Origin of the sequence: Sinorhizobium meliloti, from assembly GCF_017876815.1 — a bacterium.
Taxonomy (GTDB): Bacteria; Pseudomonadota; Alphaproteobacteria; order Rhizobiales; family Rhizobiaceae; genus Sinorhizobium; species Sinorhizobium meliloti.
The window spans coordinates 1,394,256-1,416,001 of the sequence record NZ_JAGIOS010000001.1 but is presented as its reverse complement, the minus strand read 5'-3'; the positions used below and the strand labels follow the sequence as shown (position 1 = coordinate 1,416,001).

General features: G+C 64.1%; 17 protein-coding genes. 3 read left to right on the top strand and 14 right to left on the bottom strand.

Annotation, left to right across the window (positions count from 1 at the left end; all coding sequences use genetic code 11):
* Window positions 1-119: 119 nt before the first annotated feature.
* From JOH52_RS06685 to JOH52_RS06635, 11 genes are all read right to left on the bottom strand, one after another.
* Entirely contained in the window at window positions 120-893 is a 774-nt protein-coding gene (locus JOH52_RS06685) for a 3-ketoacyl-ACP reductase (RefSeq protein WP_010970553.1), read from the bottom strand.
* Window positions 890-2,410 (bottom strand): GMC oxidoreductase, encoded by a 1,521-nt coding sequence (locus JOH52_RS06680; RefSeq protein ID WP_015445683.1) that lies wholly within the window; start codon window positions 2,408-2,410, stop codon window positions 890-892. Before JOH52_RS06680 ends, JOH52_RS06685 begins: the two co-directional genes overlap by 4 nt.
* Complete coding sequence (locus tag JOH52_RS06675; protein WP_003535873.1) at window positions 2,407-3,519, bottom strand: ABC transporter ATP-binding protein; 1,113 nt, start codon at window positions 3,517-3,519, stop codon at window positions 2,407-2,409. The genes JOH52_RS06680 and JOH52_RS06675 overlap by 4 nt, the downstream gene beginning before the upstream one ends.
* 3 nt (window positions 3,520-3,522) lie before the next feature.
* Complete coding sequence (locus JOH52_RS06670) at window positions 3,523-4,404, bottom strand: carbohydrate ABC transporter permease (protein WP_003535874.1); 882 nt, start codon at window positions 4,402-4,404, stop codon at window positions 3,523-3,525.
* Window positions 4,404-5,282: a carbohydrate ABC transporter permease gene (locus tag JOH52_RS06665; protein WP_010970555.1), complete on the bottom strand. Its 879-nt coding sequence runs from the start codon at window positions 5,280-5,282 to the stop codon at window positions 4,404-4,406. The genes JOH52_RS06670 and JOH52_RS06665 overlap by 1 nt, the downstream gene beginning before the upstream one ends.
* 184 nt (window positions 5,283-5,466) lie before the next feature.
* The gene (locus JOH52_RS06660) at window positions 5,467-6,711 is read right to left on the bottom strand and encodes an ABC transporter substrate-binding protein (RefSeq protein ID WP_010970556.1); all 1,245 of its coding nucleotides are present in this window, start codon (window positions 6,709-6,711) and stop codon (window positions 5,467-5,469) included.
* A gap of 160 nt (window positions 6,712-6,871) precedes the next feature.
* The gene (locus JOH52_RS06655; RefSeq protein WP_013844936.1) at window positions 6,872-8,380 is read right to left on the bottom strand and encodes an aldehyde dehydrogenase family protein; all 1,509 of its coding nucleotides are present in this window, start codon (window positions 8,378-8,380) and stop codon (window positions 6,872-6,874) included.
* Window positions 8,380-9,159, bottom strand: coding sequence for an enoyl-CoA hydratase/isomerase family protein (locus JOH52_RS06650; RefSeq protein WP_010970558.1), 780 nt, complete (start codon window positions 9,157-9,159; stop codon window positions 8,380-8,382). Before JOH52_RS06650 ends, JOH52_RS06655 begins: the two co-directional genes overlap by 1 nt.
* Window positions 9,152-10,774 carry an acyl CoA:acetate/3-ketoacid CoA transferase gene (locus JOH52_RS06645; protein ID WP_014529972.1) on the bottom strand — a complete coding sequence of 541 codons (1,623 nt, stop codon included), beginning with the start codon at window positions 10,772-10,774 and terminating at the stop codon, window positions 9,152-9,154. Before JOH52_RS06645 ends, JOH52_RS06650 begins: the two co-directional genes overlap by 8 nt.
* Window positions 10,774-11,775, bottom strand: a complete 1,002-nt coding sequence (locus JOH52_RS06640; RefSeq protein ID WP_003535887.1) for a 1,5-anhydro-D-fructose reductase — start codon at window positions 11,773-11,775, stop codon at window positions 10,774-10,776. Before JOH52_RS06640 ends, JOH52_RS06645 begins: the two co-directional genes overlap by 1 nt.
* Complete coding sequence (locus JOH52_RS06635) at window positions 11,772-12,815, bottom strand: LacI family DNA-binding transcriptional regulator (protein ID WP_107010567.1); 1,044 nt, start codon at window positions 12,813-12,815, stop codon at window positions 11,772-11,774. Before JOH52_RS06635 ends, JOH52_RS06640 begins: the two co-directional genes overlap by 4 nt.
* A 297-nt stretch (window positions 12,816-13,112) precedes the next feature.
* On the opposite strand from JOH52_RS06635, the gene JOH52_RS06630 reads away from it, so the two are divergent.
* Window positions 13,113-14,282, top strand: coding sequence for a dihydrodipicolinate synthase family protein (locus tag JOH52_RS06630; protein ID WP_010970560.1), 1,170 nt, complete (start codon window positions 13,113-13,115; stop codon window positions 14,280-14,282).
* Window positions 14,283-14,500: 218 nt separating this feature from the next.
* Here JOH52_RS06630 and JOH52_RS06625 read toward each other — a convergent pair whose 3' ends face one another.
* Complete coding sequence (locus JOH52_RS06625; protein ID WP_010970561.1) at window positions 14,501-16,564, bottom strand: M3 family metallopeptidase; 2,064 nt, start codon at window positions 16,562-16,564, stop codon at window positions 14,501-14,503.
* Window positions 16,565-16,649: 85 nt separating this feature from the next.
* Window positions 16,650-17,291 carry a LysE family translocator gene (locus JOH52_RS06620; protein WP_010970562.1) on the bottom strand — a complete coding sequence of 214 codons (642 nt, stop codon included), beginning with the start codon at window positions 17,289-17,291 and terminating at the stop codon, window positions 16,650-16,652.
* A gap of 172 nt (window positions 17,292-17,463) precedes the next feature.
* Between JOH52_RS06620 and leuB the strand changes: the two genes are divergently transcribed.
* Window positions 17,464-18,576 (top strand): 3-isopropylmalate dehydrogenase, encoded by a 1,113-nt coding sequence (gene leuB, locus JOH52_RS06615; protein WP_003535893.1) that lies wholly within the window; start codon window positions 17,464-17,466, stop codon window positions 18,574-18,576.
* Between the two features lie 128 nt (window positions 18,577-18,704).
* Entirely contained in the window at window positions 18,705-19,412 is a 708-nt protein-coding gene (locus JOH52_RS06610; RefSeq protein WP_010970563.1) for a phosphatase PAP2 family protein, read from the top strand.
* Window positions 19,413-19,512: 100 nt separating this feature from the next.
* Here JOH52_RS06610 and JOH52_RS06605 read toward each other — a convergent pair whose 3' ends face one another.
* Window positions 19,513-21,402, bottom strand: a complete 1,890-nt coding sequence (locus tag JOH52_RS06605; protein WP_014527006.1) for an MFS transporter — start codon at window positions 21,400-21,402, stop codon at window positions 19,513-19,515.
* Window positions 21,403-21,746 lie beyond the last annotated feature (344 nt).

Here is a 21,746-nt window from a genome sequence, read left to right as displayed (position 1 = left end):
GGGGAGAAGGGACTCGCGGCAACCACTCGCCACCATCTCGTCGGCGCACGTCCCCTCTCCCCGCCTGCGGGGAGAGGGTTAGGGTGAGGGGCAAATCTCACGACCGGCGAGAGGAAAATTCACAACCGCCCGATCGAGAGCCCTCCATCCGCCTGGATGACAGAGCCTGTGGCGAAACCGAACTGCCCGCCGGCGAGGCCGGCGACGATATTGCCGATGTCCTCGGGTTCGCCCCAACGCCGCATCGGCACCAGACCGCTTTCAATCAGACCGTCGTATTTGCCGGAAACCGCAGCCGTCATGTCCGAGCGGATGATGCCGGGACGGACTTCGAAGACCGCGATGCCGGTCTCGGCGAGCCTCAGCGCCAGGCCCTGGCTGAAGGCCGCAAGCCCCGCCTTGCTCATGCAGTAGTCGAGCCGCTCGGGCGACGTCATCACGGCCGAGACCGAGGTGATGTTGATGATCGAGCGCGACGCTCGAGCGTCGCTCGCCAGCATCGCCTTCAAAACGGCCTGCGTGAAAAACACCGTGCCGCGCAGATTGACGCCGACGATCGTGTCGAAATTCTCCGGCTTCAGATCGAGAAAATCGTCGCGCACGATGGAGGCGATGCCGGCATTGTTGACGAGGCAGTCGATCCGGCCGAATTCCGCGACGACCGCGTCGACGGTCGCCTGATGGCTCGAAAGGTCGGCAAGATCGGCGCGCAGGAAGATCACCCGGGCGCCGAGCCCGCTGAGCTCGGCGATTACGGGCGCGACACCCTCCGCATCGCCAATGCCGGTGATGGCGATGTCGAAGCCGCTCGCCGCGAGTGCCCGGGCGATACCGAGCCCGATGCCGCGGCGGCCGCCGGTGACGATCGCGACGGGGCGTGCCTTCTGGGTCATGGCCGCAGATCCTGTTTCACGATATGGTCGGCGACACGCAGCGCCTGTGCCGCGACGGTCAGCGCCGGATTGACGGCGGCGGAGGTCGGCAGGAAGCCGGCATCGACGACGAAGAGATTCGGATGATCGAAGGCGCGGCAATAGACGTCGAGCGGCGCCTGGCCGGGATCATTGCCGATCCGGACCGTGCCGCACTGGTGCGAGGGCGTCCGCTTGTCGAAGGCCCGTGCGAGCACGATCGGGAAGCCGGCTTTCTTCAGCACCGCCTTGAGCCTGGCGACGAGGTCGAGATGGGCCTGCCAATTGGTGCGCACCCATTTCAGCACAACGCGCTCGCCGTCGACCATGACGCGGCTTTCCGGTGAGGGCAGGTCCTCGCTCATGGCGTAGAAGTCGATGCCGCGGGCGGACACCCGGTTTAGCAGCCATTCCGGCATTGCCGGCATGTTCGCCTTCAGTATCGCGCCGGAAATGCGGCCGAGAAGCTGGACATTGCCGAGCGGCGGCCCGCCCGCACCGTCGGAGAGATAGAAGTCGTTGAGGCCGAAGGTCTTCTGATAGACCGAGTCGTTCCGGTACCAGGGGCTGAGCGCGATGACGGCGCTCGAATTGTGGTTCATGAAATTGCGGCCGACCTGATCGGACCGGTTGGCAAGCCCGGTCGGATTGCTGTCGTCGGCCGAGCGCAGGAGCAGTACGGCCGACTGCACCGCGCCGGCGCAGAGGATGACGAGCTTCGGCGAAAGACTGTGCTCTGCCCCGTCCCTGGCGTAGAGCACGGTTTCGATCGCCTTGCCGTCCGGCCCGGTTACGAGCCGGGTCACTCGCGAGCCGGTCTGCAGCCGCACATTCGGAAATTTCAGCGCCGCCGCCAGCGCCGCCGTTTCGGCATCCATCTTGCCGTCGGACGAGTTCGGATGCGCGTCCCACGGCGTCTTGCCCTTGGCGAGCCAGCGCTCGATATCGACGCCGAGCGGCAGCGAATAGGGATGGAGGCCGATCTCGGCCAGGCGCTCGCGGACCATGGCGATCGCAGGCTCGTCCGGCACCGGGCCATGGGGATAGCCGCTCGAATGAGCGGGCTCCGTCGGGTCCTCGCCCAATTTGCCTCGCACTTGGTAAAGCTGCTCTGCCCTGGAATACCACGGCTCGAGCTCCTCATAGGAAAAGGGCCAGGCCGGGGAGACGCCGTCCCGATGCTGCATCTCCTCGAAATCCTCCCGGCGATAGCGGGTCAGCACCGCGCCGTAGAACTTCGAATTGCCGCCGACATTGTAGTAATTGCCGGGATTGAAGCCGGGGCCGCCGGCCTCGTACCAGGTCTCCTTCGGGCGGAAATGGCCGCGCTGGAAGATCGCCCGCTGGTCGCGATTGACCGGCAGGTCCTCGATATGCGAGCCCGCTTCGAGGATCAGTATCTCGGCGCCCGAGGCAGCAAGGCCCGCAGCGACCGTTGCGCCGCCGACTCCCGATCCGATGATGACGATATCCGGCTGGCTCTCCATCGTCTTCCTCATGCAATCCGCTTTTCGCTTTGCGGGTCGAAGAAGACGGCCTTGTCGAGGTTGAAGGCGAGCCGTGACGTCTGGCCGGGCGCGATGCGCGCATCGGCCCTGAGCCTTGCGACGATTTCCTTGCCGCCGAGCCTCGTGACGGCAAAGGTATCGGAGCCGGCCGGCTCGACCACCTCGATCAGGCATTCGCCTTCGGCGACGAATTGCGCATTGCGGTCCGCCCCGTCCGGGTCGGTGAGCGCTTCCGGACGGATGCCGAAGACCACCTCCTTGCCGGCATAGGCGGAGAGCGCGCCGTTATGCGGCACGGCGAGTCTCAAGGGTTCGGCATTCGGCCGCGCCAGCGTCACCGAGACTTGCGAGCCTGCGGTCTCTATCTGCGCTTTGAGCAGGTTCATCGCAGGCGATCCCATGAAATCGGCAACGAACATGTTGGCGGGGTTGTTGTAGATCTCCGCCGGCGTTCCGAACTGCTGCAGCACGCCGTCCTTCAGGACGGCGATCTTGGTCGCGAGCGTCATCGCCTCGATCTGGTCGTGCGTCACATAGACGATGGTCGTCTTCATGCGGTGATGCAGCCGCTTGATCTCGGTGCGCATGTCGACGCGAAGCTTCGCGTCGAGGTTCGAGAGCGGCTCGTCGAAGAGGAAGACCTGGGGATTGCGCACCAGCGCCCGGCCCATGGCCACGCGCTGGCGCTGGCCGCCGGAAAGCTGGCTCGGCTTGCGGTCGAGCAGATGGCCGATCTGCAGCATGTCGGCCACCTGCTTGATCGCCTTCTCGCGTTCCTCCTTCGGCACGCCGCGGATCTCCATGCCGAAGGCGATGTTCCCGGCCACAGTCATGTTCGGATAGAGCGCATAGGACTGGAAGACCATGGCGATGTCGCGCTTCGACGGGTGCAGCCCCGAAACCGAGCGGCCGTTTATGGCGATGTCGCCCGAGGTGATCGGCTCCAGGCCGGCGATCGTGTTCAGAAGCGTCGACTTGCCGCAGCCGGAGGGGCCGACCAGCACGAGGAAGCCGCCTTCTTCGATCTCCAGGTTGATGTCCTTCAAGATCTCGAGGGCACCGTAGGATTTGCGCAGATTGGTGATCTTCAGAAACGACATGGCTTATCCTTTCACGGCGCCGGACATCAGCCCGCGGACGAAATAGCGGCCGGACACGATGTAGACGATGAGCGTTGGCAGGGCGGCGAGGATCGCGCCGGCGAAGTGGACATTGTATTCCTTGACCCCCGTTGACGAGCTCACGAGATTGTTGAGAGCCACCGTCATCGGCGTTGAATACGGCCCGGAGAACGAGGCCCCGAACAGGAAGTCGTTCCAGATATTGGTGAACTGCCAGATGACCGAGACGACGATGATCGGCCCTGACGACGGCAGCAATATCCGCCGGAATATCTGGAAGAAGCTGGCGCCGTCGATCTGCGCCGCACGCACCAGCTCGGTCGGGAAGGCCTCGTAGTAGTTGCGGAAATAGAGCGTCGTGAAGCCGATACCGTAGACCACATGAACCAGGATCAGACCCCAGATCGAACCGGCGATGCCGAGAATACCGAGAATGCGCGCCATCGGGATCAGCACGATCTGGAAGGGGATGAAGCAGGAGAGAAGCAGCATGCCGAAGAATATGTTCGCGCCGGGGAAGCGCCACTTGGTCAGCACGTAGCCGTTGAGCGCGCCGATGATCGTGGAGATCGCCACGGCCGGAACGACCATCAGGATCGAATTGATGAAGAAAGGTCGAAGGCCCGTCGGCTGCACGCCGATCTGCGCCGTCGACCAGGCCGAGAGCCACGGTTCGACGGTCCAGGTCTGAGGCAGGTTCAGCATGCCGCCCTGGCGAATCTCATCCAGCGGCTTCAGGGAATTCACCAGCATCACGTAGAGCGGCAGCAGCGAATAGAGTGCGAAGAGGATCAGCGCCGAATAGATCAGGGCGCGCGTCAGGCGGTTGTGCGAGATGACGTTCTCGGGATTGGGAGCGCCCATCAGCGTTTTCCTCCCCGGACTTCGGAATATAGATAGGGAACGATGATCGAGAAGATCATCACCAGCATCACGATCGCCGACGAGGCGCCGATCGCCATCTGGTTTCGGGTGAAGGTGTAGGAATACATGAAGGTCGCCGGCAGCTCGGTCGCCTGCCCCGGCCCGCCGCCCGTCAGTGCGATGATCAGGTCGTAGGCCTTGATGGCCAGATGGGCGAGGACGACAAAAGCCGAAAGGAAGACCGGCCGCATCAGGGGAATGATGATCCGCCGATAGATGGTGGGGGTCGTCGCCCCGTCGATCTGGGCGGCCTTGATGATCTCGTTGTCGACGCCGCGCAGACCCGCCAGGAACATCGCCATGATGAAGCCGGTCGACTGCCAGACGGCGGCGATGACGACGCAGTAGATCGCGTAGTTGCGGTCCTTGATCCAGTTGAACGAGAAGCTTTCCCAGCCCCAGAGATGCATCGTGTTCTCGAGCCCGATCCCCGGATCGAGGAACCATTTCCATGCGGTGCCGGTGACGATGAAGGAAAGCGCCATCGGATAGAGATAGACGGGCCTCAGAAATCCCTCAGCGCGGATCTTCTGGTCGAGCAGGATCGCCAGCGCCAGTCCCAGCACCGAGCAGACGGCGATGTAGAGCGTGGCGAAGATCGCCAGGTTGCTGACCGCGCGCCACCAATGCGGCAGGGCCCAAAGCCGGCTGTAATTGCTCAAACCCACGAAATTGTAGGACGGCAGCATCTTGCTGTCCGTCATCGACAGGAAGCCCGTATAGGCTATGAAGCCGTAGACGAACACCAGAACTATGAGAAAGCTGGGGGCGAGCACGAGCTTCGGCAAAAGCTCCTGCAGCCGGTTGCGGCTATCCATGTTTGCTACCACCGTATGTTTCGTTCGTGCCGCGGTCTGCCCCTCATCCGCCTGCCGGCACCTTCTCCCCGCATGCGGGGAGAAGGGGTATGCCGCGCCGCCTCCGTCCCCTCTCCCCGCGAGCGGGGAGAGGGTTAGTCCTCGGGTTTAACCCGAGGAGAAGGGCAACTTCCCTCGCTCCGCCTTACTTCGCAGCCTCGACCGCCGCGACGAGTTCCGTCACCGCCTCTTCCGAGTTGAGTTCGCCGTTGAACTGGCGCGTGACCACGTCGTAGATCGCGTTCTTGACGGCAGCCGGATTGGCATGACCGTGGGCCATGGAGCCGAAAAGCGTGCCGTTGGTATTGGCTTCCGCGAGGTCCTTGATGCCCTTCTTGCCGCAGGCGTCGAAATCGGTATCGGGGACGTCGGTGCGGGCGGGAACGGACCCCTTGACGACGTTGAAGGCCGACTGGAAGGCCGGGCTCTCGATTGCCGAAGCCATCTGCAGCTGTGCCGGAACCTTGTCTTCCGAAACCTTGAACATTGCGAACTGGTCGGAATTGAAGGTGACCGAACCTTGCGTTCCGGGGAAGCGCATGCAGACGAAATCGGTGCCGGGCACCTTCTTCGCCTTCAGGAACTCGCCCTTCGCCCAGTCACCCATGAACTGCAGGCCGGCCTTGTTCTCGATGACCATCGCCGAGGCGAGGTTCCAGTCGCGGCCGGAGAAGTTGTCGTCCACATAGGAGCGCAGTTTCGTCATGCGATCGAAGGCTTCCTTCATCTTGTCGCCGCCGAGTGCCGCCGGATCGAGATCAATGAAAGCCTGCTTGTAGAAGTCGTTGCCCAGCGAAAGAACCACGGCGTCGAAGATCGTCGCGTCCTGCCAGGGCTGGCCGCCATGGGCGATCGGCGTGATGCCCTGCTCCTTGAACTTGTCGAGCAGTGCGATCAGCTCTTCCCAGGTCGTCGGTTCCTTCGCGCCGGCCTTGTCGAGCGCGGCCTTGTTGATCCAGACCCAGTTGGTCGAGTGAACGTTCACCGGCGCGGCGATCCAGTGGCCGTCATATTTCGAGAATTGCTGAAGGGCAGCCGGAACGACCTTGTCCCAGCCTTCCTTGGCGGCGACCTCGTCCAGATTGCCCAGCGCGCCTTCCTTGGCCCAGTCCAGAATGTCGAAGCCGAGCATCTGCACGGCCGTCGGCGCATTGCCCGCGGTGACGCGGGCACGAAGCACCGTCATCGCTTCGGTGCCGCCGCCGCCGGCGACCGGCATGTCGGTCCAGCTGATGCCCTTGCTCTCCAGGTCCTTCTTGAGGACGTCGAGGGCCGCGGCTTCGCCGCCGGACGTCCACCAGTGCAGTACTTCCACATTCTCGGCTGCACGCGCGGCTGTCGCCGCCAACATCAGTGCTGCAACAGCAGTCGTCGTCATGAACTTGCGCATCGTTATCCTCCCGTTTGCAAGTTTCCGAAGCGGAACCTCCTCCGCTCTTTTCTGGTACCGCCCGGTTCCCGCGGACGGCATGGCCTGCGACTAACATCACCCGGCCAATTCAAGACGTTACACCCTTTCGCCGATTACGAAACCTCACCCCTCCCCTTCCTCAGCGCGGCATCCACCAGTTGCTGCGCCGGCCGATATGCATGTTGAGCGTCTTCGTCTCCGTATAGTCCTCGACAGCATGGCGACCGAGCTCGCGGCCGAGCCCGGATTGCCGGTAGCCGCCGAAAGGCAGCTCGGATGCGCCATCCATGAAGGTGTTCATCCAGACCGTGCCGGCGCGTACGCGCCGCCCGATCGTCAGGCAGGTATCGAAGTCGCGGCTCCAGACTCCGGCGGAAAGCCCGTAATCGATCGAATTGGCGATGCGGATCGCCTCTTCCGTCTTCTCGAAAGTCAGAACGGAGAGAACCGGCCCGAAGACTTCCTCCCGGGCCACGGCCATTTCGGGCCGAACGGCCGACAGGATGGTCGGCGCCATGAACTGTCCCATGCCGAGATCGAGCGTGGTGCCGCCATGGGCTATTCTCGCGCCTTCGTTCGACGCCGAAGAAACATAGCCGGCGATCTTTTGCAGATGCTGCGGCGTAATGATCGCGCCGACCTGCGTTTCGGGGTCGAGCGGATCGCCGACCTTGACCTTGGCCGAGAGGCTGGCGATGCGCGCCGTCACCTCCTCGGCGATATCGCGGTGCAGGATCAGCCGCGAGCCGGCATTGCAGCATTCGCCGGCATTGAAATAGGCGCCGAAGACGGCCGCATCGATGAATTCGTCCAGGTTTGCGTCCGGAAAGACGATCTGCGGGTTCTTGCCGCCGAGTTCCAGCGAGACCTTCTTCAGGGTCTGCGCCGCATTCGCCATGGTCAGCTGGCCGATTCCGGTCGAGCCGGTAAAGGAGACCATGTCGACATGCGGGTGCGTGGTGAGCGGCGCGCCGGCCTCCGGCCCCGTGCCGACGATGATGTTCACGACCCCCTGGGGCACGCCGGCCGCTTCCAGGATTTCGCCGAGAACCAGCGTCGAGGCCGAGGTGAGTTCAGAGGGCTTCACCACCGTCGTGCAGCCGGCGGCAAGGGCGAAGGGAAGCTTCTGGCTGACGATCAGGAAAGGGAAGTTCCACGGCGTGATGATCGATACGACGCCGATCGGCTCGCGCAGCACGACGCCGAGCGTACCCTCCCCGAGCGTATTGTAGCTTTCGCCCGAGAGTTCGCGGGCAAGTGCTGCCGCATAGCGCCAGATGTCGGCGGCACCCGCCAATTCGCCCTTCGCCTGGCTGATCGGCTTGCCGGATTCGACCGCGTCGAGAAAAGCGAGCTCATCCGCTCGCGCGGCAATCATGTCGGCGGCCCTGAGCAGGATCAACGACCGTTCCGAGGCGGTCATGCGCGGCCATGGACCTTCGTCGAAAGCGCGCCGTGCGGCGGCGATCGCCCGTTCGGCATCCGCTTTCGCCGCCGCCTGATAGCGGCTGACGACGACGCCGTGACCCGGCGCCACCCGCTCGATCGTGCGGCCCTCGGCGCCATCCACCCACTGACCGTCGATCAGCATCCGGAATTCGCGGGTATCGTAGTCGCCGAGCGCCTTCGGCCTCACCACCACCGTCATCACCATTCTCCCTTGAAGCGGGCTTCACGCTTTTCGCTGAAGGCGGCTACGCCTTCCTTGAGATCGCCGGTCTTGGCGACGAGGATCGATCCCAACGCTTCCACCGCCGCGCCCTTGTCTTCGCCGCTCGCCGAGGCGATCATCAGCTTCGATATTTCGAGCGCCGCCGGCCCGCGGCCGGCGACCCGCGCGGCGTAGTCGCGCGCCGCCTGCATGACCGCGCCGGTCTCGACCACTGCGTCGATGAGCCCCTCGGCCCTGGCTTCCGCCGCCGAGAACATCTCGCCGCCGAGCACCATGCGGCGAACGATCTGCGCGCCGAAGCGCGCGACCAGGCGCTGCGTGCCCGACCAGCCCGGAACCATGCCGAGGCTCGTCTCCGGCAGGCCGATCTTCACCTGTTTTTCGGCCAGACGTATATCCGCCGCCGCCGCGAGCTCCAGACCGCCGCCAAGCGCATGGCCGTTGAGGGCCGCGATCACCGGCATGCGCAGCGTCGCGAGCCGCTCGAAAACGCGGTGGCCGAAACGCACCCAGTCATGGCCGAAGGCGGCTGGCTCCATTCCGCCCCAGGCCTTGATGTCGCCGCCGGCGGAAAAGGCCTTGCCCTCGCCGGTAAGGATCACGGCCCGCAAGTCGCGCCTTGCCTCGACCGTATCGCAGGCCGAGTCGAGCGCTTTCAGCATGTCGATGTCGAAGGCGTTGAGCTTTTCCGGCCGTGCGACCGTCACGATCGCTATGGGGCCTTCGAAATCGACGCGGATGCGTTCGTCAGCCATCGGCGCCTCCCTTGAGCCGGCGCGGCGCCTTGGCGGGCAGCGTCAGGCCGATCGGCCCCTCGCCGAACAGCGCCGGATCCATCGGCTTCAGCGCGTCGGAGACGATCAGCGGAAACTCCGACTGGCCAAGGATATCCGTTTCGAGATCAACGCCCGGGGCGATTTCGGTGAGCATCACGCCCTCCGGGGTCAGTTTCATCACGCAGCGCTCGGTGACATAGGTGATGTCCTGCCCCTGCTCGACGGCGCGGCGGCCGGAGAAAGTGACGTGCTCGACCGCGTTGACGAGCTTCCTGAGCTTGCCTTCCTTCTCGATCACGAGCCGGCCATTGGCGACCGCCAGCTTCGCGCCCGCATTGAACATGCCGGAGAAGACGATCTTCTTCGCCCGCGCGGTTATGTCCACGAAGCCGCCTGCCCCCGCCGTCACATGCGGCCGGAAGCTGAGCTTCGAGACGTTGACGGAGCCGGTGCGGTCGATCTCCAGGAAGGAGAGCAGCGAGGCATCGAAGCCTGCGCCCTGGAAATAGGTGAACTGGTACGGCGACGGCATGAAGGCGTCCGCATTGGAAGCGCAGCCGAAGGCGAAATCGAGGAGCGGCACACCGCCGACGGCGCCCTGTTCGATGACCCAGGTGACTGCGCCGTGCAGACCCTCTTCGATGAGGATGCGCGGGACGTTGGCGGAAATGCCGAAACCGAGATTGACCGCACTGCCCGCCTCGAGCTCCTGGGCGACGCGCCGCGCGATCGCCTTCTGGATATTGAATTCCGGCAGCCGGAAGCTGTCGAGCGGACGGAAAATCTCGCCGGAAATGGCGGGGTCATAGAGCGTCTGCGTCGTCTGCTTCTGATCGGGATCCACGACGACATAGTCGACCAGGACGCCCGGAACACGCACATCATGAGGCTTCAGCGAGCCCTCCTTGGCTATCCGCTTCACCTGGGCAATGACGATGCCGCCATTGTTGCGGGCCGCAAGCGCCTGGTCGAGGCCGCCGAGATAGGCGCCCTCGTGTTCATAGGTGAGATTGCCGCGCTCGTCGGCGGTCGTCGCGCGGATGATCGCCACCTGCGGCGCGATCGCCTTGAAATAAAGCCAGTCCTCGCCCTCGAAGGCGACCTTCTTCACCACCGGTTCGGCAGCGGCGGACGCATTCATGGCGCAGCCTTCGCGCGACGGGTCGACGAAGGTGTCGAGCCCGACTTTGGTCATTACGCCGGGACGCTTCGCCGCCGCCTCGCGATGCATGTCGAAGAGAATGCCGGAGGGAATATTGTAGGCTGCCACCTCGTTCGCGCCGATCATCTGCCAGATCAGCGGCGGTTCGGCGCTCGACGGACCGGAAGGATAGGAGCCTCCGATGATCTTTTTCAGGAGACCCTTCCTGGCGATGTAGTCCACGCCCTTGATGCCGCTCATGTCGCCGGCGGCTATCGGATGCAGCGTCGTCAGATCGCGCGGGTGTCCGGTCGCCTCGAAGCGCTCGCCGATCGCCTTCAGCATCAGGTCCGGGCAGCCAAGCCCGCTGGAGGAGGAGACCGAAACGACTGCGCCGTCCGGAATCAGGCCGGCAGCGTCCGCAAGCGAAATATGTTTGCCCGTCATGCGCATCAAAGTCCCGTTTCGATCTCGACGGCACCGCCGGTGGCGGCCGCCTTGACCACCGCAAGGCCGGTGGCGAGCGACCAGACGCCGTCCTCACCGCTCGCCGACGGACGGCCATTGCCCCCGATCGCCGAATGGAAAGCCGCGATCGCCGTCTCGTAGAGATTGCGGTGGTCGAGCGGCAACTCGCTCTCGCCCTCTTCATTGCGCAGCACGACCGTGCCGACAGGCCGCTGCGTCATCACGTTGCGGCCGATCAGCGATCCCGCGGTTCCGTGCACTTCGAGACCCGTCTCGGCAAATTTCGTGGTGAAGGCATCATGGAACTGGGCGATGACGCCGGAGCGGAAGCGGAGCACGCCCATGACCCCGTCCTCGAGTCCTTCCTTGCCCATGCCGGCGCTGTGGCTGATCGCGACGGCCTCGATCGGGTCGTCGTTCAGAACGAAGCGCAGCGTGTCGGCGTCGTGCACGGTGATATCGAGAATGACGCCGCCGCCCGCCTCCGGCTTGTCGAGCCGCCAGCCCTGGAGGTGCGGCGGCAGATAGACGGCATGGAAGACCCGCGCCGCGATCGGCCGGCCGATCCGGCCCGCGGCGATCGCTTCCCGCATGGCCCGATGCGTGGCGGCATTGCGCAAGTGATGATTGGTGCCGAGCACGACGCCGGCCTCACAGGCCTTGAGCACCATTTCACAGCCGTCATTGAGGTTCATCGCCAGCGGCTTCTCGCAGAGAACGTGCTTGCCGGCGCGGATCGCTGCCAGCGCCTGGCCGTGGTGAAGCTCGTTGGTCGTCGAGATGTAGACGGCGTCCACGTCGGGATCGCCGACGAGATCGTCGACGCTTGTCACAGCCTTTGCGATCCCGTTCTCCGCGGCATAGGCCTCTCCTCGTTCCGCGCTCGAGCTCATCACCGAGACGACTTCGCCGCCTGCGGCGCGGATGGCGCCGATCACCCATTCGCGCGCGATCGTGCTCGCGCCGATCAGTCCCCAGCGAATCATGACGAAATCTCCTTCACTCTGCGTCCGACGGCAGCGCCGCAGCTCTGGCGAATGGCGAGCCGAACCGGGCTGACGATCGCTTCCGGCTCGACACGGCCGCTATTGATCTGTTTCAAGAGCAGTTCCGCCGCACGCTCGCCCATGCCCTGCGGATCGACGGAGACCGTGGTCAGCGCCGGCACCGCGGTCTTGGCCTCGATCACGTCATCGAAACCGATCACCGCGAAATCCTCGCCGGGCTCCAGCCGGCGCGCACGCAGCCCGTCGCAGACGCCGAAGGCGACGGCATCGTTGAAGCAGAGCGCCGCGGTCGGCCGCTCCTTCAGCATCATCGCCTGCTCGATCGCCGTCACCCCGCCGGCGCGCGACGGCGCCGAACCGATGATGAGATCGTCTGAGACCTCGAGGCCCGCTTCCCGAAGGGCATCGCCATAGCCGCGCATGCGTGCTTCGAAGACCGCGGTATCGGCGAAGCCTCCGAGGAAGGCGACGCGCCGATGGCCACGCTCGACCAGGTGGCGCACGGCGGCAACGGCGCCGGCGTGATTGTCCGAAGTCAAAGAGGATACACCGGCGCCGGGAATGTCGCGCACGACGAGCACGACCGGAATGCCGGCGGCAACGAGCGGCGTGAGATCCGCGGCTTCCGTTCCGCGCGCCGGGGATATGATGAGCCCCGACACCCCGTGCTCGCGCATCGAAGCGATGACCTCGCGCTGGCGGTCGAGCTTCTCGCTCGTATTCGCGAGGAACTGCACGAAACCGGCCGTCTGCACGACCTCATCGACGCCGACCGCGAGTTCCGCAAAGAAGCTGTTCGTGAGATCGTTGACGACGATGCCGATGATCTTCGATCTCGCCTGGCGCAGATTGGCGGCGCTGCGATTATACACATAGCCGAGCTCACGGATCACTGCATTGACCTTCGCCCGCGTCGATTCATTGACGAGCGGACTTGCCTGCAGCACAAGCGACACGGTCGACTTCGACACGCCGGCGGCGCGCGCGATGTCGACAACCGTCACCCGCTCCTTCCCCATGAACATCCTCCTGAAAATTCATCTCTTGCATTCTTAATAATTGGAACGTTCCAATTTCGTCAAGAGGCTTCTGCTCACATTCTTCTCCGATTTAGCCCGGCGCTTGGCAATGCATGGAACTGCAGCGTTCCCTTAAGTAGCTGATATAGCTACTCCGAGGGGATTACTTCTTTTCGGAAGGACGGAGATTCCAAAGGTGAGCGCCCCCTGCTGCGAGGAGAGAGTTTGATTTTCGCCTTGAAATTTGGAACGATCTAAATTATTCGATGCGATGAGCTAGAGGAGGACTTAAAGCCGATGACCAGCGTTTTTATGCCGCGCCAGGACGGTTCGCTCGAAGAGTACCGGCTTCGGGGCGAACCCATCACCCGGCCCGGCGCGGCCCCGGCCTTCAACCGCATCGCCTATGCGGCCGCGCATGTCGTTTCCGATCCGCTTCGCGATAGCGACCCTTGGGGCAATCCGGCGATCGACTGGGAGGCGACGATGGCCTTCCGCCATCACCTGTGGGGCCTCGGCTTCAGGATCGCCGAGGCGATGGATACCGCGCAACGCGGCATGGGACTTCCATGGCCGGCGGCGCAGGAACTGATCCGCCGCTCGCTCGCCGAAGCGCGAAGCGTTCCGGGCGCCGATCTCGCCTGCGGCGCCGGCACCGACCACCTTTCGCCAGCCGACGCGCGCTCGATAGACGATGTCATCGCGGCCTACGAGGAACAGGTCGGCTTCGTCGAGGCCGAGGGCGGCCGGGCGATCATGATGGCGAGCCGGGCGCTCGCCCGCGTGGCGCGCTCCCCCGACGACTACCGCCGCGTCTATGGCCGCATCCTGTCCCGGACGAAGGACAAGGTCGTACTCCACTGGCTGGGCGACATGTTCGACCCGCAGCTCAAAGGCTACTGGGGCTCGGAAAACTTCGGGCAGGCGCTCGAAACCGTGCTGGCCATCATCGGCGAGAACAGCGCAAAGATAGAGGGCATCAAGATTTCGCTGCTCGACAACGCCAAGGAACTGGCGCTGCGCAGCCGGCTGCCGGAGGGCGTGCTCTGCTTCACCGGCGACGACTTCAACTATGCGGAACTGATCGAGGGCGACGGCAAGAAGTACAGCCACGCACTGCTCGGCATCTTCGACGCCGTCGCGCCGTCCGCCTCGAAGGCGCTCGCGGCCCTCGCCGAGGGTGATCTTGCGACCTTTCGCGGCGTCATCGAGCCGACCGTGCCTCTCTCGCGCAAGATCTTCGAAGCGCCGACGCAATACTACAAGGCCGGCGTCGTCTTCCTGGCCTGGCTGAACGGCCACCAACGGCATTTCACCCTGCCGTCCGGCCTGCAATCGGCCCGCGGATTGCTCCATTATGCCGACATCTTCCGCCTGGCAGATCAGGCCAATGTGCTCGACAAGCCGGAACTCGCGGCGGCACGCATGCGCAATCTGCTGGCTGTGCTGGGCGTTGAGCAGGCGTAGATCTCGCCTGATCGCGTCCTCATTTGGGCCGATTGAGCCCCTCATCCCGCTGCCGCGACCTTCTCCCCGCAAGCGGGGCGAAGGGGCGACGCCGCACCCTCCCGGTCCCCCTCCACGCCATAGGCGTAGCCGCAATGAGATCGCCCATGCGGCGCACGTCCCCTCTCCCCGCTTGCGGGGAGAGGGCTAGGGTGAGGGGCAATTTTCCCGACTTAAACCTAGGCCGCCAGCCCCTTCTTCGCCAGCATCGCATCCGGGCTCGGCAGCTTGCCGCGGAAGGCCTTGTAGGCATCTTCCGGATCGAGGGACCCGCCGACCGAATAGATATTGTCCTTCAGTCTGGCCGCCATCGCCGGATCGAAGGGATCGCCGGTCTCCTCGAAGGCCGCGAATGCGTCGGCGTCGAGTACCTCCGACCACATGTAGGAGTAGTAGCCGGCCGAATAGCCGTCGCCGGAGAAGACGTGAAGGAAATGCGGGCTGCGGTGGCGCATGACGATCGACTGCGGCAGGCCGATCTTCTCGAGCGTCGCCGCTTCGAGCGCCATCGGATCGCCGACCGCTTCCGCCGTGTGATAGGCCATGTCGACGAGAGCCGAGGCGGTAAACTCGACCGTCGCGAAGCCGGAATTGAACGTCCGCGCCGCCAGCACCTTGTCGAGCAGCGCCTGCGGCATCGGCTCGCCGGTCCTGTAGTGCACCGCATATTTCCTCAGAATATCAGGCACCGTCAGCCAATGCTCGTAAAGCTGCGAGGGCAGCTCCACGAAATCGCGCGCGACACCGGTACCCGAAACCGAGGGATAGGTGACATTGGAAAGCATGCCGTGCAGCGCATGGCCGAATTCGTGGAAGAGCGTGCGGGCGTCGTCGATCGACAGAAGCGCCGGCTTGCCCTCGGCGGGTTTCGCGAAGTTGCAGACATTGTACACGATCGGGATTTCGCCGGTCTCGCCATTCTTGAGCTTCAGCCTGTGCTGCGATTGAAAGGAGCTCATCCAGGCGCCGGAGCGTTTCGAGGAGCGCGCGAAATATTCGCCGAGGAAAAGGGCCGTAAGCCGGCCGGAGGCGTCGCGGATCTCGAAGACGCGGACGTCCGGGTGATAGGCGGGAATGCCTTTCTTCTCGGTCGCCGTGATGCCGAAGAGGCGCCGGGCAACGGCGAAGCAGGCGTCGATGATCTTCTCCAGCTGCAGATAGGGCTTCAGTTCGCTTTCCGAGAAGCTGAATTTCTGCGCCCTGAATTTTTCCGCATAGTGGCGCCAGTCCCAAGGCATGACCTCGTGGTTGCGGCCTTCTTCGGCAATGAGCGTTGCGAGGTCCGCCTCCTCTTCGCGAGCCCGCGCCACCGCCTTTTCCCATACCTGCATCAGCAGGCCGTTCACGGCTTCGGGCGTCTTCGCCATGGTGTTGTCGAGCTTCAGCGCCGCATAATTCTCATAGCCGAGCAGTTTCGCCTTCTCCGCCCGCAGAGCGAGCGTTTCGGCGATGATGCCGCGATTGTCGGTCTCACCGCCATTTTCGCCGCGCGCCGTCCAGGCCCTGAAAGCCTGTTCGCGCAGTTCCCGTCTTTCGGAGAAGGTCAGGAACGGCTCGATGATCGAGCGCGACAGCGTGACCGCATATTTATCTTCCTCGCCGCGCTCGCGCGCGGCCGCCGCCATCGCATCTCTCAGGAAATCCGGAATCCCCGCCAGGTCCTCTTCGCCCGACAGGATCAGCGCCCAGTCCTTCTCGTCCGCGAGAACGTTCTGCCCGAACCGGGCGCCGAGGCCGGCGAGCTTCTCGTTGATCGCCGCGAGGCGCTCCTGCTCGGGCTTGTGAAGCTTGGCGCCTGCCTTCACGAAGCTCTTCCAGTGCCGCTCCAGAACGCGCATGGCCTCGACATCGAGGCCGAGCTCTTCCCGTTTCTCCCACAATGCGTCGATGCGGCCGAAGAGTGCCGGATTGGTGCCGATCTTCGAATAATGGCGCGACATCTTGGGCGCGATCTCGCGCTCCAGCGCCTGGATCACCTCGTTCGTATGGGCACCCGCCTTGCTCCAGAAGAGAGCGGAGACGCGCGAAAGTTCATCGCCGGCGATTTCCAGCGCGACGACGGTGTTGGCGAAGGTGGGATCCTCCGGATTGTCGGCAATGGCCTCGATCTCCGCCTCGTGGCTCGCCAAGGCCGCATCGAAGGCGGGCGCGAAATCCTCGTCCATGATCGCTTCGAACCGCGGCAGGCCCTCATGTCCGGTCCAGTGCACGAGGGCGGGGTTGAGCGAAGCAATGGTGGTCATCAGGATTCCTTTCGAAATGCAGCGGGCGGGGGCGTAGCGCGAACCGCGAAGCAGGTGCTTGAAGTGGTCGATCGACGCCGGACCGTCAAGGTCTGCGCAGGCCGAAAAGGCCGGGCGCCGCGTGCCAGACCGCCTGCGCCGCGAAGCCGATGAAGAGCAATCCCGAGAGCCGGACGATCGTCAGCTCGTGGCGGCGATAGAAACGGCGCACCACGGATGCGCCGATAATAGCGATGAGAATGACGTCGGCGACCAGGAACCCGATCAGCGACACGGCAAGCAGCATCGGCAGCGCCGTGAATTCCAGCGCATTGGCGGAGCCTGCAAGAAGCGCCGTGAAGGTCGCGAGCGCGACCGGATAGCCCTTGGGGTTTGTGAGCCCGAAGACAAGTCCACGCCTGAGCGGCCGCTCCACCACCAACAGCCCTTTGCTGTCGCCCCTCGGGCGGGCGGTAAGCGCGGTCCAGCCGATCCAGGCGAGATAGGCGCCGCAGAGGAGCCCGAGCACGTCGAAGAGCGCCGTGCCGATCGATCGGGCACCGACGATGGCGACGAGCGCCAATGTCGACCAGAGAATGTCGCCGGCAAGATGACCGCCCATGAAGAGCGCGCCGGCCCTTCGGCCCTGGCCTGCTCCGATGCCCAGAAGCGCCAGGAAGGCGGGGCCGGGGATCAGTGTGTAGGAAAGCGCTGCGAGAAAGGCACCGAAAAGAAGCGTTTCGGACATGGCGAAATCCCCGGTTGAGTGCAGCCATTCGAGCGCCGGCGCGCGGTTCCGTCAAGCGGAAACAGGGTAGCCGTGACACAGCAGCACGCACAATTCTTTCGCAGACGCAATTTCCCTCGATACGAAGTTGCGCTAAGAACCCGGCCGAGTTTTCACGCGAGAAGGACTTTCCATGACTGTGCGCAATCTCTTCCTTCTGCCTGGCGACGGCATCGGCCCGGAAGCCATGGCGGAAGTCCGCAAAATCATCGCTTACATGAATGCCGAACGTGACGCCGGCTTCGTGACGGACGAGGGACTTGTGGGTGGGTCCGCCTATGACGCCCATGGCGCGGCGATCTCCGAAGGGGATATGGCGAAGGCGCTTGCCGCCGATGCGGTGCTCTTCGGCGCCGTCGGCGGACCGAAATGGGATGCGGTGCCCTACGAGGTGCGGCCGGAAGCCGGGCTCCTGCGCCTGCGCAAGGACCTCGAGCTATTCGCCAACCTGCGCCCGGCCATCTGCTACCCGGCGCTCGCCAACGCATCGTCGCTGAAGCCCGAGCTGGTCGAGGGCCTCGACATTCTCATCGTGCGCGAGCTGACGGGCGGCGTCTATTTCGGCGAGCCCAAGGAGATCGTCGATCTCGGCAACGGCCAGAAGCGCGGTATCGACACGCAGGTCTACGACACCTACGAGATCGAGCGCATCGCCGGGGTCGCCTTCGAACTCGCCCGTACCCGCAACAATCGCGTCTGCTCGATGGAAAAGCGCAACGTGATGAAGTCGGGCGTGCTCTGGAACCAGGTCGTGACCGAGACGCACAAGGCGAAATATTCCGATGTCCAGCTCGAGCACATGCTGGCGGATGCCGGCGGCATGCAGCTCGTGCGGCAGCCGAAACAGTTCGACGTGATCGTCACCGACAACCTTTTCGGCGACATGCTGTCGGACGTCGCCGCCATGCTGACCGGCTCGCTCGGCATGCTGCCCTCCGCCTCGCTCGGCGCACCGGATGCCAAGACCGGCAAGCGCAAGGCGCTCTACGAGCCGGTGCACGGCTCGGCACCCGACATCGCCGGCACGGGCGTCGCCAACCCGATCGCCATGATCGCTTCCTTCGCCATGTGCCTGCGCTACTCCTTCAACCTCGTGAAGGAAGCCGACGACCTGGAGAAGGCGATCGCCAACGTGCTCGATCAGGGCATCCGCACCGGCGACATCATGGCGGAGGGCTGCCGGAAGGTCGGTACCGCCGAGATGGGCGACGCGATCCTCGCCGAGTTCAAGAGCCTCTCGGCCTGACGGCTGCGCTTTCGCGCAATAGGCCCTGGAGAACGGCACCTCCGGCTTTGCCGGGGGTGCTTCGCGTTTGCGGGGTCTTGATTTTGCCGGCCGCGCCTTCACATCCATAAGGCGAAGGAAGGAGCAAAATGAACCGACCGCTTTCACTGACCGTCTGGATCTGGCTGATGACGGTCGTCCTCGTCGTCGCCTTCACCCCTTTCGACCCGCATCTGTCCGAATGGGCGCAAGGTCTGCCGGAGGAGGTCGTCGGCTTCAACCGCGCCATTACCGATATCGGCACCTTCGCCTGGATGATCTACAGCTCGGCCTTGCTGCTGCTGATCGCCTTCGTCGTCAGGCGATCCTCCGCGCGCGACACCTTGCGGCAGAGGGCGCGCGCGGCGCGCAATCTTTCCGCCTATTTCCTGCTGACGATCGGCACGGCGAGCGCGCTGGTGCACGGCCTGAAATTCCTGATCGGCCGTGCCCGTCCCGAACTCCTTGCCGATTACGGCCCCTACAGCCTCACGCCCTTCACCGGCGACACGCTGTTCGAAAGCTTCCCGTCGGGACATTCCACGGCGGCCGGCGCCTTCTTCGGCGCCTTCGCGATGGTGATGCCGCAGCTTCGGCCGCTGTTTCTGCTGCTGGCCCTGCTTGTCGGCATCTCGCGCGTCGTCGTCGGCGCGCATTACCCGAGCGATGTCGCCGCCGGCCTGCTGCTCGGGCTCTGGGTCGCGCTGATGATGGCTTTCGTCTTTGCCCGGCAGGGCTGGCTGTTCAATCTCGGTGCGGCCGGCTGGCCTGTGCTGAGGCATGTGGAGCACGAGGCCAAGGAAAGGGGAGCCGAGTAAACCGAATAAAAAGCCGGCGCGGAAGCCGCGCCGGAGTCAGGAGAGCTGTTGAGAAAGCGGAATGGGAAACACGCTCCCCATCCCGCTCCCGTCCGCCGGCTCACTCCATCGTGTGGATATCCCGGTCCTTCGTCTCGGGCAGGAACAGAAGACCGATCACCAGGGTGATGCCCGCGAAAACGATCGGGTACCAGAGGCCGTAGTAGATATCGCCCTTTGCCGCGCTCATCGCGAAGGCCGTTGCCGGAAGCAGCCCGCCGAACCAGCCATTGCCGATATGGTAGGGCAGCGACATGCCGGTATAGCGGATGCGGGTCGGGAAGAGTTCGACGAGCAGTGCCGCGATAGGGCCGTAGACCATCGTCACATAGATGACGAGCACGGTCAGCACGGCAATGATCACCGTCCAGTTGACGCGGGCCGGGTCGGCCACCATCGTGAAGGCGCCGCCCTTGTCGATGTTATAGACCGCCATTTCGGTGGCGCTGCCGACTTCTTCCTGGGTGAGCAGCTTGTCGGCGACGAGCTTGTCGGCCGGCACCATGGTCTTTTCGCCGGCGCGCACGGCAGCGGCGTCGAGGCCAAGTTCCGGATTGGCAGCGACGAAGGCGTCGAGCTTCGATTCCGGAACCTTGGCAGCACCGCGCACCAGCGGATAGCCCGAGGCCTGCAGCGCCATGTTGATCTGCTTGCCGAAGGCCGCTTCCTCGGCCTTCGCCCTGTCGCCGGCCGCAATAGCGTCATAGCTGGTGATCGTCGTTTCGCCGATCTTCACCGTCGCCGGCGTACCCGCAGCCGCCGTGGTCACGACGTCATAGGGAACCGAGTTCTTGGTCAGGAAGGCGGTGGCGATGTCGCACGACGTGGTGAACTTCGCAGTGCCCGTCGGGTTGAACTGGAACTTACAGTCGCCCGGAGCCGCGGTGACGGTGGCGCGAACGCTCTGCTGCGCTTCCGCAAGCGCGGGGTTGCCGGCCCAGGTCAGCGCCTTGAACAATGGGAAGTAGGTGAGCATGGCAAGCAGGAGGCCCGCCATGATGATCGGCTTGCGGCCGATCTTGTCCGACAGCCAGCCGAAGAAGACGAAAAAGCCCGTGCCGAGAAGGAGCGAGGCGGCAACCATCAGGTTTGCCGACTGGCCGTCGACCTTCAGGATGCTCTGCAGGAAGAACAGCGCGTAGAACTGGCCGGAATACCAGACCACGGCCTGGCCGACGACCGCGCCGAAGAGCGCCAGAAGGGCAATCTTGGCGTTGCGCCACTGGCCGAAAGCCTCCGTCAGCGGCGCTTTCGAACCCTTGCCCTCTTCCTTCATCTTCTTGAAGGCAGGAGACTCGTTCATCTTCAGGCGGATCCAGACGGAGACGCCGAGCAGTACGAAGGAGAGCAGGAAGGGTATGCGCCAGCCCCACTCGGCAAAAGCTTCCTTACCCAGCATGTACTGGACCAGAAGGATAACCACCAGCGAGAGGAAGAGACCAAGCGTCGCCGTCGTCTGGATCCACGAGGTGAAATAGCCGCGGCGACCATGCGGCGCATGCTCTGCCACATAAGTCGCGGCACCGCCGTATTCGCCGCCGAGCGCAAGGCCCTGCAGGAGGCGCAGCGCGATCAGGATGATCGGAGCCGCAATGCCGATCGAGGCGGCACCGGGCAGGACGCCGACGAGGAAGGTCGACACGCCCATGATCAGGATGGTGACGAGGAATGTGTATTTGCGGCCGACGAGGTCTCCCAGGCGGCCGAAAACCAGCGCGCCGAACGGCCGGACAAGGAAGCCGGCGGCGAAGGCGAGCAGCGCAAAGATGTTGCGCGTGGTCTCGGGATACTGGCTGAAGAAGGTTGCACCGATATAAACGGCAAGCGAACCGTAGAGATAGAAATCATACCATTCGAAGACGGTACCGAGCGACGAGGCGAAGATGACCTTCTTCTCCTCGCCGGTCATCGGGCCGGCTTTTGTGCCGCCCGCTGTCACGACGTTTGCCATTTTGATATCCTCCACTCCAAAAATCGGTCTATTGGAGCGCCCATTCCCCGGTCCGGACATTCCTCCCTGAACGTCGGGTCCCCTTTGACATCCGGGCGTGGTGCGCCTCGCAACAAGATGTCAGAAAAGTGGCACGCGAGGCAGGGATGCTTTGGGCTTATGACTTTCGTCTAATGCCGTGACCAGGATGGGGGAATTCCTGAGGAAGGCGGCCCGGCTCCCGACGCGCAGCCGGCACCGGGCAAGGCCTAGGACCTGTAGACGCTTATGGATAGGAGTTTGATTTTGCACAAATCGGTCAATGCCAAGGATTTTTCCGCAGCAAAGGGTTGCCCCCTTTGCAA